This is a genomic window from Rhizobium sp. SG570, assembly GCF_012275345.1.
Taxonomy (GTDB): Bacteria; Pseudomonadota; Alphaproteobacteria; order Rhizobiales; family Rhizobiaceae; genus Rhizobium; species Rhizobium lusitanum.
The window spans coordinates 474,613-490,722 of sequence record NZ_JAAZQI010000003.1; the positions used below are offsets into that span (position 1 = coordinate 474,613).

At 58.8% G+C, this 16,110-nt stretch carries 16 protein-coding genes; 8 read left to right on the top strand and 8 right to left on the bottom strand.

The window, feature by feature from the left end; translation table 11 throughout:
- The first annotated feature begins 144 nt into the window (after positions 1–144).
- Both FHT28_RS09605 and FHT28_RS09610 read left to right on the top strand, forming a co-directional pair.
- A complete protein-coding gene (locus tag FHT28_RS09605) occupies positions 145–1,833 on the top strand; it encodes a GMC family oxidoreductase (RefSeq protein WP_168596090.1) in 1,689 nt (562 codons plus the stop codon).
- A 130-nt stretch (positions 1,834–1,963) separates the two neighbouring features.
- Positions 1,964–3,166: a GntR family transcriptional regulator gene (locus FHT28_RS09610; RefSeq protein WP_246704820.1), complete on the top strand. Its 1,203-nt coding sequence runs from the start codon at positions 1,964–1,966 to the stop codon at positions 3,164–3,166.
- A 15-nt stretch (positions 3,167–3,181) separates the two neighbouring features.
- On the opposite strand, the gene FHT28_RS09615 is transcribed toward FHT28_RS09610, so the two are convergent.
- The 3 genes from FHT28_RS09615 to FHT28_RS09625 all read right to left on the bottom strand — a co-directional run bounded on the left by FHT28_RS09615 (position 3,182) and on the right by FHT28_RS09625 (position 6,782).
- The gene (locus FHT28_RS09615; RefSeq protein WP_037190808.1) at positions 3,182–4,711 is read right to left on the bottom strand and encodes an altronate dehydratase family protein; all 1,530 of its coding nucleotides are present in this window, start codon (positions 4,709–4,711) and stop codon (positions 3,182–3,184) included.
- Between the two features lie 104 nt (positions 4,712–4,815).
- Entirely contained in the window at positions 4,816–5,547 is a 732-nt protein-coding gene (locus FHT28_RS09620; RefSeq protein WP_168596091.1) for a response regulator transcription factor, read from the bottom strand.
- Complete coding sequence (locus FHT28_RS09625) at positions 5,544–6,782, bottom strand: sensor histidine kinase (RefSeq protein WP_168596092.1); 1,239 nt, start codon at positions 6,780–6,782, stop codon at positions 5,544–5,546. Before FHT28_RS09625 ends, FHT28_RS09620 begins: the two co-directional genes overlap by 4 nt.
- A gap of 298 nt (positions 6,783–7,080) precedes the next feature.
- On the opposite strand from FHT28_RS09625, the gene FHT28_RS09630 reads away from it, so the two are divergent.
- The 5 genes from FHT28_RS09630 (at position 7,081) to FHT28_RS09650 (ending at position 12,514) form a co-directional block, all read left to right on the top strand.
- Positions 7,081–8,097, top strand: coding sequence for an ABC transporter substrate-binding protein (locus FHT28_RS09630; protein WP_037190798.1), 1,017 nt, complete (start codon positions 7,081–7,083; stop codon positions 8,095–8,097).
- An 83-nt stretch (positions 8,098–8,180) separates the two neighbouring features.
- Positions 8,181–9,671, top strand: coding sequence for a sugar ABC transporter ATP-binding protein (locus FHT28_RS09635; protein WP_168596093.1), 1,491 nt, complete (start codon positions 8,181–8,183; stop codon positions 9,669–9,671).
- The gene (locus tag FHT28_RS09640; RefSeq protein ID WP_047639548.1) at positions 9,668–10,612 is read left to right on the top strand and encodes an ABC transporter permease; all 945 of its coding nucleotides are present in this window, start codon (positions 9,668–9,670) and stop codon (positions 10,610–10,612) included. The genes FHT28_RS09635 and FHT28_RS09640 overlap by 4 nt, the downstream gene beginning before the upstream one ends.
- Complete coding sequence (locus tag FHT28_RS09645) at positions 10,609–11,559, top strand: ABC transporter permease (protein WP_037190793.1); 951 nt, start codon at positions 10,609–10,611, stop codon at positions 11,557–11,559. The genes FHT28_RS09640 and FHT28_RS09645 overlap by 4 nt, the downstream gene beginning before the upstream one ends.
- A 34-nt stretch (positions 11,560–11,593) precedes the next feature.
- A complete protein-coding gene (locus tag FHT28_RS09650; protein WP_168596094.1) occupies positions 11,594–12,514 on the top strand; it encodes an SMP-30/gluconolactonase/LRE family protein in 921 nt (306 codons plus the stop codon).
- 560 nt (positions 12,515–13,074) lie between these two features.
- On the opposite strand, the gene FHT28_RS09655 is transcribed toward FHT28_RS09650, so the two are convergent.
- From FHT28_RS09655 to FHT28_RS09670, 4 genes are all read right to left on the bottom strand, one after another.
- A complete protein-coding gene (locus FHT28_RS09655) occupies positions 13,075–13,455 on the bottom strand; it encodes a hypothetical protein (protein WP_037190787.1) in 381 nt (126 codons plus the stop codon).
- A gap of 204 nt (positions 13,456–13,659) precedes the next feature.
- Positions 13,660–13,923, bottom strand: a complete 264-nt coding sequence (locus tag FHT28_RS09660) for a hypothetical protein (RefSeq protein WP_037190786.1) — start codon at positions 13,921–13,923, stop codon at positions 13,660–13,662.
- Between the two features lie 120 nt (positions 13,924–14,043).
- Positions 14,044–14,238: a hypothetical protein gene (locus FHT28_RS09665; RefSeq protein WP_037190784.1), complete on the bottom strand. Its 195-nt coding sequence runs from the start codon at positions 14,236–14,238 to the stop codon at positions 14,044–14,046.
- A 70-nt stretch (positions 14,239–14,308) separates the two neighbouring features.
- The gene (locus tag FHT28_RS09670; protein WP_080760641.1) at positions 14,309–14,524 is read right to left on the bottom strand and encodes a hypothetical protein; all 216 of its coding nucleotides are present in this window, start codon (positions 14,522–14,524) and stop codon (positions 14,309–14,311) included.
- Between the two features lie 46 nt (positions 14,525–14,570).
- Between FHT28_RS09670 and FHT28_RS09675 the strand changes: the two genes are divergently transcribed.
- Entirely contained in the window at positions 14,571–14,735 is a 165-nt protein-coding gene (locus FHT28_RS09675; RefSeq protein ID WP_168596095.1) for a hypothetical protein, read from the top strand.
- 151 nt (positions 14,736–14,886) lie between these two features.
- Here FHT28_RS09675 and FHT28_RS09680 read toward each other — a convergent pair whose 3' ends face one another.
- The gene (locus tag FHT28_RS09680) at positions 14,887–15,777 is read right to left on the bottom strand and encodes a transglutaminase family protein (RefSeq protein ID WP_047561255.1); all 891 of its coding nucleotides are present in this window, start codon (positions 15,775–15,777) and stop codon (positions 14,887–14,889) included.
- Positions 15,778–16,110 lie beyond the last annotated feature (333 nt).

Sequence of the window (16,110 nt, forward strand, 5' to 3'; positions counted from 1 at the left end):
GCATTAGCGTGCCCCCGCAGGTCTGCGCCTCCACCTTCCATCCGGTGGCGATCGCGCCAAGACATATCCGCAGTGCCGCAAGGGGACGTAACGGGATTGCGGCCGCTGCTGAAAGGACGCTAGCTCGAAATTTTGGGGGGGCAGATGTTTGCGGATTTAGAGGTCTTTCAACAGGTGTTTGACGTGTGCGTCACGGGCGCAGGCCCGGTCGGTATTTCCGCTGCACTGGAATTGAGCCGGCGAGGCCTGCGAACGCTGCTTATCGAAGCCGGGCCGAAACGATCGAAACGACCTCACCAAAACGAAACAGGGTTCGACGTAGGAGACGATATCTATCACGCTGCGGACCGACTTACTTCGGCCACCGGACTTGGCGGCACGTCCGAACGATGGGGTGGGCAATGCGTTGAGCTTGATGATATAGACTTCGAAGCAAGAGATTATGTCACACACTCCGGTTGGCCTATTGCTCACGAAAAGATTTCGCCTTTCTATCAGCGGGCGCGGTCTCTTTTGAGCAGTAATATCGGCGACCAGCGATCGGATCCGGATCCGGATCCGGAGCCGGAGAGTGATTTTCCAGCATCCCGGGAAAGCTGGACACGAATACGCAACACAGCGAGAGCCAACAGGGCTGAGATCGCTTCTTCGCAGAACCTCGTCGTCGCTTTAGACGCGAGGGTCAAAGCTCTGGTATTCGACCCAGTAGAAGAACGGGTCCATTCCATGTCGATCGCCTGCCGCGGTAGTTCGTACAAGGTGCGCGCCGACCACTATGTGCTGGCCTGTGGCGGCAGGGGCAATACCCGGCTGCTGCTGAACCTCCAGGTTGCATTTCCGCAATTGTTCGGCGGAAGCGATGGGCCGCTCGGCCGCTTCTACATGGGACACCTCGCCGGACAGATCGCGCAGATCGAATTCGCCACCAAGGAACATGCCGAACGGTATCTTTTTAAGCGCACATCCACCGGAACCTTCGTGTGTAACCGGTTTCAACCCGCCCCCCAATTGCAACGCGCACTCGAGTTGCCGAATATCGCTTTTTGGCCCACAAACCGGAGGGCTGCTGTCGATGAGGTCGATCCGGCGCTCTCGCTGCTATATCTTTGGAACAGTCGGAAGACCGTCGTTCACAGGGCGAGATGGGGCGAAGCCGACCGATCCCGTTACTATAATGTGCTGCATAATGTCCTGCGCAATCCTCTTGGCACGACCTCTGCCGCGCTGGCGCTGTTTAACCAAAAATACCGTGTGGCCGAACCATATGTTCTGCTGCGCAGGCCTGACTTGAGATACGGCCTTCGTTACCATGGGGAGCAAATTCCAAGCAGTTCAAACCGCGCCTTCCTCAAGCCCGTGCAAGATGCGGACGGCCAGTTCAAGCTCGAGGTCTCATTCCAATATTTACCTCAGGATTTTCGCGGCACGCTCCAAGCACATCTCGCCCTTGATCGCTGGCTCAAGGAGCGCAAAATAGGCAAGCTGATATTCGATACAGCCCCCGAGAATCTTGAAGAGCATATCGCCGCACAAGCCAAAGACGGCTACCATCAGATCGGGTTGACCAAGATGGGCGTGGGCCGCAACCACGCCGTCGTCGACCACAACTGTCGCGTCATCGATATCGCTAACCTCTACATCGCCGGTAGCTCCGTTTTCGCTACATCCGGACAAGCTAACCCCACGCTTCCCGCCGTCGCCTTGGCCGTCAGACTCGCCGAACATCTGGCTACTCTGGCCCGCCGTCAAAGCACGGCTGCAGGTTTGTCGACGAGCAGCCGCTTGGAACCTCAAAGGGGAACGCCTCTGAGTGTCCCGCGAAGCATTTGCTGATGTCGTGCTGCGTATCGTGCGTCTGATCCGCCGGCTGAGAATTACGCGAAACTCGGCGTTGCTCGCCGAGAAAGTGTAGGGAAGCAGGGTGGGTCCGGCTTTTTTTGCCCCGGTCCTCTACGATCGCTAGATGGTCGAGAAATTGCGCGGCATTCCTCTCAACGAAACGCGAGGAACGTATGACACCATCATCGGTGCCGTCACCTCGGTCGGTAAAAATGTCCTGCCGCGCGTTGCTGCCCTGCACGACGGTCTTTCCAGGATTGTTGTCTTCCTCCCAATTGTGCGATGTTCCTCAGCGAAACGGCAGGATCTGCGCACAAGGGAAATGGGCGGTATGAGCGTATCGGACTTGGAGGGCAGCGGTGGACCGCGCAAGAGGAGCCTTTATGAGGAGCTTCATGGGCGGCTGAAGGCTGAAATCCTGGAGGGTGCCGTGCCGGAAGGCATCGTGCTGACCGAGGCTGCCCTTGCCGGCATTGTCGGCAGCAGCCGCGCGCCCGTTCGGCAGGCGCTGCAAATGCTGGTCGAGGATGGCTTGATCAATCGCTTCGACGGCCGCGGTTTTGTCGTCGGCTCGTCGGGAACGGCGCCCAGACGGGAGAAGCTGGCCGACTATCTCGGCAAGCTGATCGAGGCCGATGCAAGGCCGATGTTTGCCTGGCAGGCGCTTTATGAAAATGTCGAGCGCATCGTTGTTTACCGCTCGTTTTTCGGGCGCTACCGTATCAATGAAAACGAGCTTGCGCGGCATTTCGGGGTCGGCCGTGCGGTGGCGCGCGATGTGCTCCTGAAGCTCGAAACGCTCGGCATTATTGAAAAGGACGACAATTTCCGCTGGTCGATCGTGCCGCTCGACAGCCAGCGCATCCGCGATCTTTACGAGGTGCGCGAGCAGATCGAGCCGATCGCGCTTTCAAGCGCCTTGGGCGGCCTTTCGGATGATCATATCGGCATGATGCTAGCGCGGCTGTCGACGGCGCTTGCTGATTATCCCGACGTTTCGGCCTCGACCATGTACGAACTGGAGCTCGATCTTCACCTTCGCAGCCTTCAGGCTTGCCCGAACAAGGAGTTCCTGAGCATCCTCAGGCGGACCCATTGCATCCTGACGCTCAGCAAGCATGTCGTCGGCATTCGCATCAAAATGCCGGAATACGAGCCGTTTCTTGCTGAACATATCGGTGTCTTCGAGATGATGCGGCGGCGCGACGAGGAGGGGTTACGCAAGGCCATGCGCAACCACATCCGCAATTCCGAGCCGAATGTCCAGGCGCGCGCTGCCTATATTCGCGAGCATTATCAGCCTGATGATTACAGCTTCATCGCCTAGCAGATAAAAGCGGTATCAGGTGATCGCGCCGACCTGCCAGGGCACGAATTCATTATCGCCGTAGTCGAAGGTTTCGCTCAGCGTCTTCTTGCCGGAGGCAACTGCAATGATGTCCTCGAAGATGCGCTCGCCGGCCGCCTCGATCGTATCCTCGCCGCTGACAATGTCACCGCAATTGATGTCCATGTCCTCACGCATGTGATTGTACATCTCGGTGTTGGTGGCGATCTTGATGCAGGGAGCCGGCTTGAAGCCCGACACCGATCCCCGGCCTGTCGTAAAGCAGATCACGTTGCAGCCGCCGGCGACTTGGCCGGTAACGGCAACCGGATCATAGCCCGGCGTATCCATGAAGACGAAGCCGGTCTTGTCGACGATCTCCGAATATTCGTAGACCGCCTTAAGCGGCATGGTGCCACCCTTGGCGACCGCGCCGAGCGATTTTTCTAGAATGGTTGTGAGCCCGCCGAGCTTGTTGCCGTAGGATGGGTTGTTGTTGAGCTCGGCGCCGTTGCGTCGCGTATAGTCGCGCCACCAGTCGATCCTGGAGAGCAGTTTTTCAGCAACGTCAGGCGTTGCAGCGCGCCGCGTCAGCAGGTGTTCCGCGCCGTAGATCTCCGGTGTTTCCGCCAGAACCGATGTCCCGCCATTGCGAACGAGAAGATCCGAGGCATATCCGAGCGCCGGGTTAGCGGAGATTCCCGAATAGCCGTCCGATCCACCGCATTCCAAAGCCAATTTCAATCCCGAAAGCGGCTGAACGGTCCGTTCGGCCGCGTTGACCTCGGGAAGCATATCCCGGATCATCTCGGAGGCGGCGGCGATGGTCTTTCGCGTGCCGCCGAGATCCTGAATGGTCATGGTGCGCAGCCGGTTTCCCTCTTCTAGCTTGTAGTGCTCCAGAATAGGCGCAATTTGGTTGGTTTCGCAGCCAAGCCCGATCATCAGGATGCCGCCGAAATTCGGATGGCGCGCATAGCCCTGCAGGGTACGCGCCAGGTAGCGGTAGCCCTCGGAATTCATATTGATCGCGCAGCCGCCGCCATGGGTGAGCGCGACGACGCCATCGACATTATCAAAGCCTTCCAGGCCGCCGGTGCGGTTGAAGTGTTCGGCGATATATTTCGAGACGGTGGCCGAGCAGTTGACCGTGGTGATGATGCCGATGAAGTTGCGGGTGCCGACGCCGCCGGCACCGCGATCGAAGCCCATGAAAGTGCGACAGTCCTCGCGCGACAGCATTCCCGTCTCTTCGATATCGACACTGAATTGGTAGGGATGCTCGGATTCGATGACGGCGAGATTCTGCAGGTGCACATGGCCTCCCGCCGGAATGAATTGCGTCGCTATGCCGATCGGCTGGCCAAATTTACGGATTTCCTGACCGGCGGGGATATCGCGCACCGCCACCTTGTGTCCGCGCGGAATCTGCTCGGCGGCGATCAATCCTTCGATGCCGGTCTGGTTCCCGGCACGGATCATCGCGCGGGCAACCGCGACGTCGTCTATGGGATTAAGGAGGATGACAGGCGAAACGGCGGACATGAAGGGTTCCGTGAGGTTGGATTAATGTCTATTGCTAGCAATAGACAATCATTCGACGGGGAGGGCGTCAAGCGTGATTGACGCCGGCGGCAAAGTTCTTTCCATCAGCTGTGCGGCTGGCGTGCAAGCCAGGCGCTCAGATCCGCCTCGGCCCGCTCCAGCGCGCTGTGATTGAGTAGCTTTCGAAGGAGCGCGACGGCAATGGCTCGCGCCCGCAGATTGAACCGGCCCTCGTCGCTCTGGGCACCGAGCGGCTGATAGACGCCAAGTTTGATGTAGAGCTGCTGCAGCCGGTTCTGCACGCTGCGTACCGACAGATTGCGCCTGTGCGCAATCGCCCGATCGGTGAGGCCGAGCGCGATGTCGACAAGGATTTCATACTCGGCCTCGGTGAAGCCGTTGATGGTGCCGAGGCTTCTTTGCTGCATGCCGCGCACTTCGCGGTCGATCACGCACTGGCTTTCGATGAAAATGCTGCGCAGCGCAAGCTTCAGCCGGTCGTCGGAGGCCGATTTCAGGACATAACCGTAGACGGCACCGACCGGCACGATGCGAGAGACGCCGCGGACATAGGCTTCGTCCGAGTAGTTCGACCAGAACAGGATGCGCGTTTCCGGGCGCTCCTTCCAGATGGTGCGCGCAGCCTCGATGCCGTTGCGCTCGCTCATCTGCAGGTCCATGACGATATGGGCGGATTTGCAATCGCGCGCCAGCCGCTCTCCGGCTCCGCCGTTTTCTGCTTCCAGCACGCCATCGCATTCGGGGAGGGCGGCGCGGATGGCCTCGCTGAGATAGGATCGATGGAGAGGATCGTCCTCGATGATCAGCACCTTCATGCCGCAGCTCCCTTGGCCGATAGCTCTTTGGCGGGCAGGCTGACGCTGACCAGCGTGCCTCCGGAGACCGCTGCGGCGTTGATCGCGAAGCGCGCCGAAATCAATCGCGCCCGCGTCTTCATGTTTTCGATACCGCCGCCAGAGGATCTGTGGGCGTTTCCAAGCCCGAGGCCGTCATCGATGACATCGATGGTGATGGCTCCCTCGGTGGCCTTAAGATGAACCACAATACTGCTTGCCTGGGCATGGCGGATCGCGTTGTTGATGGCTTCCTGTATAATGCGAAAGAGCGCGATGCTGACTGATTGCTCGAGGCGGTCGATGGCACCGCTCGTTTCATCGTTCAGCCTCCATGTCAGCGTTGCCCCGCTTTCCTGGATCGACCGTTCGAGGTGGTTTTCCACCGCCTGGGCAAAGCCAAAGAGCTGAAGGACCGAGGGCTTTGCTTCCTCAATGATTTGGCGAAGATCGTGCATGCTGTGCTGCAGACCCCGGAAGAGAGGTTCGAGCGCCTCGCCTGTGACGTCAGGCTGACGCGCCAGCCGTTCCAGCCGCCGCGAAAGTCGAGTGAGATCGGCGAGAATCTGGTCGTGCAGATCCATGCCGATGCGCTGGCGCTCCGCCTCAAGGGCCTCCGTCAGTTTCAGCGCGCCGAGCCGCAGGCCTTCCTCGCGAGCCCGTGCCTCCGCCTCGACGATAGCGGATCGTTTCGCCTGATCGGCCGCGCGGATGGCGAAGAAGTGCGGAGCCAACAGATCGGCAATCACACGTGCGCTTTCGACATCCTGCATGTCGTAAAAGCCCATCTGATGGCTGGAGCAGGAGAGTGCCCCGATGACGTGGCCTTGGACTTTGAGGGGGACATGCAGGCGGCTGTGCAGCGATTGATGGAAGATCGGATGCGAAAAGGCCCCCTGGAAATGGAATTGCGCATCGCTCCAGGCGTCATCTGTCAGCAGATGGTCGGTCTCGCCCCACAGAAGCGTGCGGATGGGGCTGTTGCTGACGGGAGCGGGAAAGCGCTTGCCCCAATCGGTCTCCATTCCGCTTTCGTAGGCCGTATGGAATTTTTCATCCACCATGATGATGCAGACATCGAGGTGATCATGCGGGATGACATGGTTGATCTCGGCCGCGACCGCCTGGATGACGGAGTGAAAATCGAGCCGTCCTGCGATGAGCCTTGAAATGTTGAGGTAATGGTCAAAGACCGATTGCGGCGCCAGATCGCGCAAGACAGGCCCTCCCAGGCAACGCGTCGACCTCAACTCCTCCGGCCGATCGCAGCATGTAAATTTCCAACGCTATTAAGCGCCGAACAAAGTCGTTCGTCCTGCGGACTTGCGCATCTTTTCTGCGGGATCCCGCAAGGTCCCGCCCTTTAAGCGCCTGTACAAGCGTCACAATCTCGGACATCCTGTTTCTACTGAAAGGGGAACCTTCAGTGCAAATAATATTTTCGATCGTTCGTTGAGGAGCGCGCTCGAAAATCTTGGCCTGGAAGTTGAAGTACAGGCTCTTTGGGAGGAAAAAATGAATATTACCAAGATGCTTCTGGCGTCCGCCGTCATCGCGAGCGTTGCCGTACCGGCTGCTGCTTTTGCAGATACGTCATCCAAGAAAATTGCCCTGTCGAACAACTATGCGGGCAACTCCTGGCGCCAGGCCATGCTCACCAGTTGGCAGAAAGTGACCGGCGAGGCCGTGAAAGCGGGCGTCGTTGCCGCCGCCGACCCGTTCACGACGGCAGAAAACCAGGCGACCGAGCAGGCCGCGCAGATCCAGAACATGATCCTGCAGGGTTATGATGCGATCGTCATCGATGCTGCATCGCCGACCGCGCTGAACGGCGCGATCAAGGAAGCCTGCGATGCCAAGATCGTCGTCGTTTCGTTCGACGGCATCGTCACCGAACCCTGCGCCTGGCGCATTGCCGTCGACTTTAAGGGCATGGGCGCAAGCCAGATCGAGTATCTCGCGAAGAAAATGCCGAAGGGCGGCAATATCCTGGAAATTCGCGGGCTTGCCGGCGTTTCCGTAGATGACGAGATTTCGGCCGGCATCCACGATGCGGCCTCTAAATATCCGCAGTTCAAAATCGTCGGTTCGGTGCATGGTGACTGGGCGCAGGATGTTGCCCAACGCGCCGTCGCGGGTATCCTGCCGAGCCTGCCTGACATTGCCGCGGTCGTGACCCAGGGCGGCGACGGCTATGGCGCCGCGCAAGCATTCGCAGCCGCAAAGCGCCCCATGCCGACGATCGTTATGGGCAACCGCCAGGACGAGCTTGCCTGGTGGAAGAAGGAGAAGGACGCCAGCGGCTACGAGACCATGTCGGTTTCCATCGCGCCCGGCGTCTCGACGCTCGCCTTCTGGGTCGCCCAGCAGATCCTCGACGGCCAGCAGGTGAAGAAGGATCTGGTCGTGCCGTTCCTGCGCATCGATCAGAACAATCTCGAAACCAACCTTGCCTCGACCCAGGCTGGCGGTGTCGCCAATGTTGAATACACGCTCGACGATGCCAAGAAAGCCATCGCCACGGCGAAGTAGTCGATATCAACCTGCTATTTAAAACCAGCGCCGCCCGATGAGAGGGTGGCGCTGGGCAGACGCAACGCCCGACCGGACGATCCATGATTGCAGTCAAAGACAATGCTTCGATGAGACAGGATGCCGAGCCGCAAGCGGTCGTCTCGGCCCGCGGCATTAAGGTACATTTCGGTGCCGTCAAGGCGCTTGATGGCGCCGATGTTACAATTCTTGCCGGCGAATGTATCGGTCTTGTCGGTCACAATGGCGCCGGCAAGTCGACGATCGTCAACGTGATCAATGGCGGCCTGAGCCCGCACGAAGGCATCATCGCCTATGAGGGCGACGATAAAGTGCATGGCATCAACGCTGCGCGTGCGCATGGCATTCGTTGTGTTTTCCAGGAGCTATCGCTCGCGCCGAACCTGACCGTCGTCGAGAACATGCGGGTCGTTCACCGCAGCCTCGCCGGCTGGAACTGGCGGCGGCAGGCTGCAGCGATCATCCGCGCCAAGCTCGACGAGATTTTCACCGGCCACAAGATCGATGTCATGCGCACTGTCGGCGAACTTTCCATCGCTGAGCGGCAGATGGTGGAGATCGCGATTACCTTTTGCGCCGTGGGGGAAGAGCCGAAGCTCGTCATTCTCGACGAGCCCACCTCTTCGCTCGATGCCGGATTGGCGGCGCAACTGATGGCCTATGTCCGAGCTTTCGTTCAGACAGGCGGCGCCGTGATGCTGATCTCGCATATCCTTGGCGAGATCCTGTCGACCGCGAGCCGCATTCTGGTCATGAAAGACGGCCGCGTCGTTGCCGATCGCGTGGCTCAGGATTTTACCGTGCACAGCCTTGTTCAGGCGATGGGTAGTGTCGTCAAGGAACAGGATCGCAAAGTGAGGAACGAAGAGCGTGTCGCGGTATCTCCCATTCTTGCGTTGCCTGCGCGCGGCGGCAAGGGTCTTCCCTTCGCGGTCCGCAAGGGCGAGGTGATCGGCCTTGCCGGTCTTGCTGGCCACGGCCAGACCGAAATGCTCCTCGATCTCCATCGGTCGCTCTCGAGCAACTGGCTGCCGGGCAGGCAGGACAAGATCACCTTCGTTGCCGGCGACAGAAGCCTGAATGGCACCTTTCCCCTGTGGAGCATTTTGAAGAACCTCAGCATCGCATCGCTGGGCGAGCTCTCGCAGAAGTACCTCGTCAACAGACAGCGGGAAGAAGGCCTGGGAGCCGACTGGAAGCGCCGCATCGAAATCCGCACGCCAGCCATGGAAAACGGAATCCTGTCGCTATCGGGCGGCAACCAGCAGAAAGTTCTGTTTGCTCGTGCGCTAGCGACCACGTCGCCGATTGTGCTGATGGACGATCCGATGCGCGGCGTCGATATCGGCACCAAACAGGAGGTCTACAGGATCCTGAACCACGAAGCAGCGGCCGGGCGCACCTTCATCTGGTACTCGACCGAGATGGATGAGATCCGCCTCTGCGATCGCGCCTATGTCTTCCGCAATGGCGCCATCGTCGCGGAACTGGTCGGGGACCAAATCACCGAGGAAAATGTGCTGGCCGCTTCATTTGCCGGAGAAGACGCATGAACCGTCCATCTTCCGCCACCTTGCGCCTGCTGATCCCGGCGCTCTCGCTTGCCGTCCTGCTCGTCGCGGTCTTCTATTTGCAGCCGCGCGCCATGAGCTATATCGGCCTCAATCTGCTCTTCAATCTTGCCGTGCCCATTGCGCTCGCGACGATCGCCCAGATGTTGATCATGTCGGTCAACGATCTCGATCTGTCGATGGGAACCTTCGTCAGTTTCACCGCCTGCGTGGCGGCGACCTATCTGCAGTCGTCCCCGCTCATCGGCATCCTCATCCTGGCTGCAGCGATTGCCGTCTATGCCGTAATCGGCATCGTCATCTATATCAGGGATCTGCCGTCGATCGTCGTGACGCTCGGCATGAGCTTCGTCTGGGGCGGTCTGGCGGTCCTTTTGCTGCCGGCACCAGGCGGTACCGCGCCGGATTGGGCGCGCTGGCTGATGACCTCGAAACCGCCACTCGTCCCCATAGCAATCGTCGCGAGCGTCGTCATCGCGTTGATTTCCCACCTGATTGTCATGCGCTCTTCCTTCGGTGTCCTGATCCGCGGTGTCGGTGGCAATCAGCGATCGCTCCAGCGTGCGGGCTGGTCCGTCGTCAGCCTGCGTGCAGCGGCTTACGCTCTGGCCGGCCTCTTCGCCGTGCTGGCCGGTGTTGCGCTTGTCGGCCTTACGACCTCAGCGGATGCGAATATAGCGCTGCGCTATACTTTGCTGTCGATTGCGGGGGTCATCCTTGGCGGGGGCGAATTCACGGGCGGGCGCGTCTCGCCGGTGGGTGCCGTGATCGGCGCGCTGACGCTGACGTTGGCGGGCTCCTTTCTGTCTTTCCTGCGGATCTCGCCGGACTGGCAGATCGGTGCGCAGGGTGCGATCCTGGTCATCGTGCTTGCCCTGAGGCTCTTGCTCAACCGTGTCGAAAAGCGGGAGAAACAATCATGATCGCTCTTCGTGCGCTCGGCCGGAAGCCCTGGATCTGGTCCTTTGTCGCTGCCATCCTCGTGTGGATCATCACGGTGCTTTTCACCGGCGGCGCCAGTTCGATTGGCCTGTCGCAGGCCGCACTCACCTTTGCCGCCTTCTCCGTCATCGTCGGCATCGGGCAGATGTTCGTCATCACGCTCGGGCCTGGCAATATCGATCTCTCGGTGCCGGCCACCATGACGCTTGCCGGTACGATTGCGCTGAAGCTGATGAATGTCGAGGACGGCATGGTCGTGCCGGGTCTTCTGGTGTCGATCGTGATCGGTCTCGGCATCGGGATCGGCAACTATGCGCTGATCAAGCTGTTGCGCATTCCACCCATTATCGCGACCCTCTCGATGAGCTTCATCATTCAGTCGGCGGCCATCTGGAGCAATCGCGGGCTGCGTATCAAGCCGCCCGAGCAGCTGGCAGATTTCACCACGTCCGGCGTGCTCGGCATTCCAAATGTCGCCATCGTCGCGCTTCTGCTCTCGGCGCTTGCCTGGGTCTTGCTGGAGAGGACGATCTACGGTCGTTGGATCTCGGCGATCGGACAGAGCATGTTTGCCGCGCGCATGGCCGGCATTCCCGTCGACGGCACGCGGCTTGCCACCTATGTACTCTGCGCCATTCTCGCCTCGATCTGCGGCTATCTTCTCGCCAGCTTCTCCGGTGGCGCAGCTCTTAATATGGGGGCGGAATATCTGCTGATGTCGATCGCCGTCGTCATCATCGGCGGCACGGCGGTCGCCGGCGGCGATTCAAATGTGCCGGGCATATGGGGTGCGTCCCTGTTCATGTTCCTGGTCGTTTCCATGCTGAACACCTATGGTTTCGGCGCAGGCCCAAGGCTCATTCTCACCGGCTTAATCATCATTGCCGTCATTCTCGTTGCCGGCGGCCGCCCCATCGGCGGGCGCTGACACTGTTCCCAGCGGTCTTTACAGGAAAACAGCAATGCCAAACGACGCACCGTCCATCTACGAAATGTACGACGCGCGGTTCCGCGATCTCGTGGTTCTCAGTGCCGGTCTTGAGGAACTCTATTCCGATTGCCGCTGGGCGGAGGGGCCGGTCTGGTTCGCAGATACCGGATGCCTGATCTGGAGCGATATCCCGAACGAACGCATGCTGCGCTGGGTGCCGGGTGGGAGCGTGTCGGTCTTCCGTGCTCCATCGAATTTCGCCAACGGCAACACGCGCGACCGCCAGGGGCGATTGGTATCCTGCGAGCATGGCACCCGCCGAGTGACGCGCACCGAGATCGATGGTTCGATCACCATTCTTGCCGATAGCTACAAGGGCAAGCGGTTGAATTCGCCCAACGATGTGGTCGTCCGCTCCGATGGATCCGTCTGGTTCACCGATCCGACCTACGGCATCCTGTCGGACTACGAGGGTTACAAAGCAGAGCCGGAACAGGCGACACGCAATGTCTACAGGCTGGACCCGGCGACCGGCGAACTAGAGATCGTGGTCGACGATTTCCGTCAGCCGAACGGCTTGGCCTTCTCACCTGACGAGACCAAGCTCTATGTCGCCGACTCTGCCGCAAGCCATGACATCAATGCTCCGCGGCACATTCGCGTGTTCGACGTGATCGATGGAAACAAGCTCGCCAACGGCCGGGTGTTTTGCGACATCGACGCGGGCATTCCGGATGGATTCCGCGCGGATATTGCGGGTAATATCTGGACGAGTGCCGGCGACGGCGTGCATTGCTTCGCGCCCGATGGCACCTTGCTCGGCAAGATCAAGATACCGCAGACGGTCGCCAACCTGACTTTTGGCGGGCGTCGCCGCAATCAGCTGTTTATCGCTGCGACGCAATCGGTATACCGCGTCTACACCACAGCCACAGGCGTCCAACTGCCCTAGATGTAGTTGGCCCGTTCAGGCGCGTTGAAGTTGATTGTAGCGGTCCTCCGCTACTCTTCGCTGACGATTGCGGACAGCCAGCCCTTAATTTCGTATTGATATTTTTCGCCTGCTTGGCGCAGGTCGACGGATTACGGCTGAGACGACTTCTCTGAACGCTTTCGCCGGGCCGGATACGGCTGCCCGAAGGGCCACACCATTGGCATTCCTTCTCTTGGAATAGAGAAGCGGCTCTGCCGTGTGGGGCAAGGCAGAGCCGGGAGACCTATAACGGCTCACTTAGTGCGACCAAGTGTCAGGGGTGTGAACTTGTCCGTCCGCTAATATTACACTACTCAAGGGTGAATTCCTAGATAATAAATCATCCTTTCGTGACGCGGCGCCTCCGGGTATGTAGGCCTGAGCTCCTTAGGGAAACGAGGAAAATTACAGGGATGACGCGAAATTCTTGGCGACGGTGCGACGACGTTCCGCCGATCGACGGCGGTCCCTCTTCATCAAATTGGCGGTAAATTCAGGCCAGATATGGTCGAGCCCGCGAGAATCGGACGGGCTGGCATCTATTGCAGCTTTTGACCGTCAAGAAGACCATTCTCATAGGCAGCTGCAAGAGTGCTGTTTTCCGGATATGGATTGGGCCTATCGTTCAGGTGTCGTCTTCCTGCAGAAATGCCTTGTTCATAGGCTTCTCTTTCTCTCTCCGATGGGGTCCTCGGCATTTCTCGGCCGAAGCGCCTAATGGCTCTCGAGGTGGCGAGATCGCGTAGTATATTGCAATCAACAATTCCACTTTGGTAGAGCTTGATCAGATCCACCGCAAACATCTCTCGGTTGACATCGTTCAAAACGAACCAGGGCTGAGCAATGATAACGTCGAAAATCTTTTGAAGATTGTCGATCTCCTCTGGTTGAAGAACGCATTCGATGAGGTAGCGACGCATGACCTTCCTCCATCGTACAAGATACTCTCTTTCAGCCTCCCGTGGAATGATAATCAATGGCAGAACTGGAAATCCTATTGTCTCTTGCAAACCCCAAATTGCGGTACATGCGAGCCGAAAAACATAATCGTTTGCACGACATCGCATTTGCCCAGGAGGTGGGGCGCGAGTGTTCGCATGATCCTGTTTTATCTGTAACCTATCCTAAGTTGCCAGCTTGGAGCCATGCGGTTTCAAATGCTCTGCAATCAGTTCCCGAGCCGCTGCGAATACGCCGCTTTGGTCATCGCCCTGGCTTTCCTCAAGCATTTGAAGGGCGTTCTCATACATATCGCGCTCTGCTTCCGCGCTGACCGCGCCGATCCGCCGAAGATGACCGATCAGCGCTGCAAGCATGGCGGAATTCGAAAGCGCCACCGCGCCGGCTGACAGGGCGGCGGCATCACGGTTGTTCGGTTTGCCGGTCATGTGTTCCTCCCGACGGTGAAGTTCCTCCAAGAACGGTCGTCGCTGTAAAATAGAAGAAATATCAGAAGCCGCGCGAATGTCGATGGCGAGGATTCGCCTTCAGGTTACGATCGGGCGCTTTTAGCTGAGGCGGGCAATCGTATCGTCGAGGTTGTCGATCGCGAGTTGTTCGCGGGCGATCATGCCGTCAATATCGATATCTTCGTTGACCCATTTCGCAGCTGCGCCCTGCAACTTCATCGCCAGAAGCTCATTGCGATGGGCGACTTTTTCGTCTCTAATCTTGACAAGCTTTAAGCGAAAATCATCATTCATTTCAAATCCCTCCGCCGGGGGTGGTACTCATCGATAACTCGCGTTAGCCGCCGGCTCGCCACTGTTGATCTCACTCGTGCCCACGTCCGCGATAGGTCGTTGGAACGCCGGCAGCCTCATGGCATTGTGCGAGAGTTTCAAGCCACGCCGCCAATCCAGTCGGCACTTCGGCATTGCCTGCTTCCAACGCCTCCACCCACGACAAGTCGCATTGCAGGGCACTCGCCAGATTGATGGGCGTCCAGCGGATATGCAAAAGGCATTCGGAAAAACGTTCTGGGGTCATGGATCTTCCTATTTTTGACGTAACATTTACCGTGCCAGAGGGACACATGAAGTCAAGTACGACGAAGGTTCCCCTGGTCTCGCAGATCATTGCCGAGTTGCCGCAATGCCATTGGCTTGCCTGGATGAAGAAGGTATCCGACCTCAACTACGGCATTGTGAAGCGGTGCATGCCGATGACAAACGAGAAGAGCTCTGCCTCGTGGCATTGAGGCAGAGCTTAAAAAGGCCTATTGAAAAGACCTCCCTGTGCGAACCTCCGGCTGGGGGGCGCGAGTGTTCGCACGATCCGTGCTTTATCGGAGCTCGCTTAAACGAACCTGAAGGGCGAGTGGGCGCCAGCCTTGTCCGGGGACGTGGACCTCAAAGCCTGGCACTGCGATCATCGGTCGTGACATTTACCTGCACGGACATGTCGTCGAAATCGGATGCGCTGCCATCATAGCTGCCCCACAGGGGTATCGCCTGTTTCGGGTCGCGGGCGACGCCGACCCGGATCAGGTCGCGGTTGCCGACGATACCGTTGGTGGGATCGAACTCTACCCAGCCGGCGCCCGGAAGGTAGATCTGGCACCAGGCATGGGTCGACCCGCCCCCGAGCGTCAACGAGCCGTCACGGTCGGGAACATAGATATAGCCGGTGATGAAGCGGGCAGCGAGCCCAAGCGATCTCGCCGCCTCCATCATTAGCAGTGCAAAATCGCGACAGGTTCCACGCCGAAGCTGCAGAGTTTCCAGCGGAGTCTGCGTGCCATGCGCCAACCGCCGAGCGTAGATGAAGCTCTCGTGGATCGCGTAACATAAGGTCATCAGCAAGTGCCCGGTTTCGGTAGGCTGGCCGATCCGCACGAATTGCCGCGCCCATTTGCCGACCGCATCCCCCGGGTCTGGGTAATGGCGATGGATTGTCCGCTCCAGATCAAGCGCTTCCTCCGGATCGTATGCAAAAGGATAGGTCAAGGCCGCCTCGTCGATCTGAAGGTCGATTGCAATGTGCGGCGTATGGTCGAGGCGAATTGTTGTCTCGAAGCGAAGTTCACGCGAAGCTTCCGCAAAACCAATCAGGGCGACGCAATTGCCGAACACGTCATGGATCCATCGGACGTATTCCGGCTGCGGATCGACCTGCAGGTGGGAGCTCAACAGCCTCTGGTCGAAACTGTCCCTTGGCCTGAACATCAGGCGGTGCTCGCCAAACTCCACAGGTCTTGTGTAGCGATAGGAGGTGATATGCCGGACGGAGAATGTGGTCATCCAATCACCGATGATAGTTGCGAGGGCAGCATTACCTATAAATCCTGCATCTCTTTTTTGCTTGGAAGCGATGCGAGAGCCAATGCCATAGCAGACGCCGCCTGACGATCACAGGCACAAACGCCGGCAGTCGCCGATATGCATCTGCTTCGTAGGGTTTTCCGAGCTTCGATCGGAAGTTTGCCAATTTTATATTGGGTTTCTTAAGGAAAAAGTGCACCATCGCGCTCCGCGCGGGTCCATATGCGAACCACTGATATCGCCGCCGGGCAGGCAACAGCGGAGTCTAAGCGTATTCGCCTCGACATGTAAATTGAGATGGGTAGTCGAAGC

Bases quoted from the DNA above. Each gene is read 5' to 3' on its own strand.
- FHT28_RS09675 (WP_168596095.1), top strand. From the start codon at position 14,571: ATGAAGTCAAGTACGACGAAGGTTCCCCTGGTCTCGCAGATCATTGCC.
- FHT28_RS09630 (WP_037190798.1), top strand. From the start codon at position 7,081: ATGAATATTACCAAGATGCTTCTGGCGTCCGCCGTCATCGCGAGCGTT.
- FHT28_RS09665 (WP_037190784.1), bottom strand. From the start codon at position 14,238: ATGAATGATGATTTTCGCTTAAAGCTTGTCAAGATTAGAGACGAAAAA.
- FHT28_RS09620 (WP_168596091.1), bottom strand. From the start codon at position 5,547: ATGAAGGTGCTGATCATCGAGGACGATCCTCTCCATCGATCCTATCTC.
- FHT28_RS09605 (WP_168596090.1), top strand. From the start codon at position 145: ATGTTTGCGGATTTAGAGGTCTTTCAACAGGTGTTTGACGTGTGCGTC.
- FHT28_RS09640 (WP_047639548.1), top strand. From the start codon at position 9,668: ATGAACCGTCCATCTTCCGCCACCTTGCGCCTGCTGATCCCGGCGCTC.
- FHT28_RS09610 (WP_246704820.1), top strand. From the start codon at position 1,964: ATGGTCGAGAAATTGCGCGGCATTCCTCTCAACGAAACGCGAGGAACG.
- FHT28_RS09615 (WP_037190808.1), bottom strand. From the start codon at position 4,711: ATGTCCGCCGTTTCGCCTGTCATCCTCCTTAATCCCATAGACGACGTC.
- FHT28_RS09655 (WP_037190787.1), bottom strand. From the start codon at position 13,455: ATGCGTCGCTACCTCATCGAATGCGTTCTTCAACCAGAGGAGATCGAC.
- FHT28_RS09680 (WP_047561255.1), bottom strand. From the start codon at position 15,777: ATGACCACATTCTCCGTCCGGCATATCACCTCCTATCGCTACACAAGA.
- FHT28_RS09670 (WP_080760641.1), bottom strand. From the start codon at position 14,524: ATGACCCCAGAACGTTTTTCCGAATGCCTTTTGCATATCCGCTGGACG.
- FHT28_RS09660 (WP_037190786.1), bottom strand. From the start codon at position 13,923: ATGACCGGCAAACCGAACAACCGTGATGCCGCCGCCCTGTCAGCCGGC.
- FHT28_RS09635 (WP_168596093.1), top strand. From the start codon at position 8,181: ATGATTGCAGTCAAAGACAATGCTTCGATGAGACAGGATGCCGAGCCG.
- FHT28_RS09650 (WP_168596094.1), top strand. From the start codon at position 11,594: ATGCCAAACGACGCACCGTCCATCTACGAAATGTACGACGCGCGGTTC.
- FHT28_RS09645 (WP_037190793.1), top strand. From the start codon at position 10,609: ATGATCGCTCTTCGTGCGCTCGGCCGGAAGCCCTGGATCTGGTCCTTT.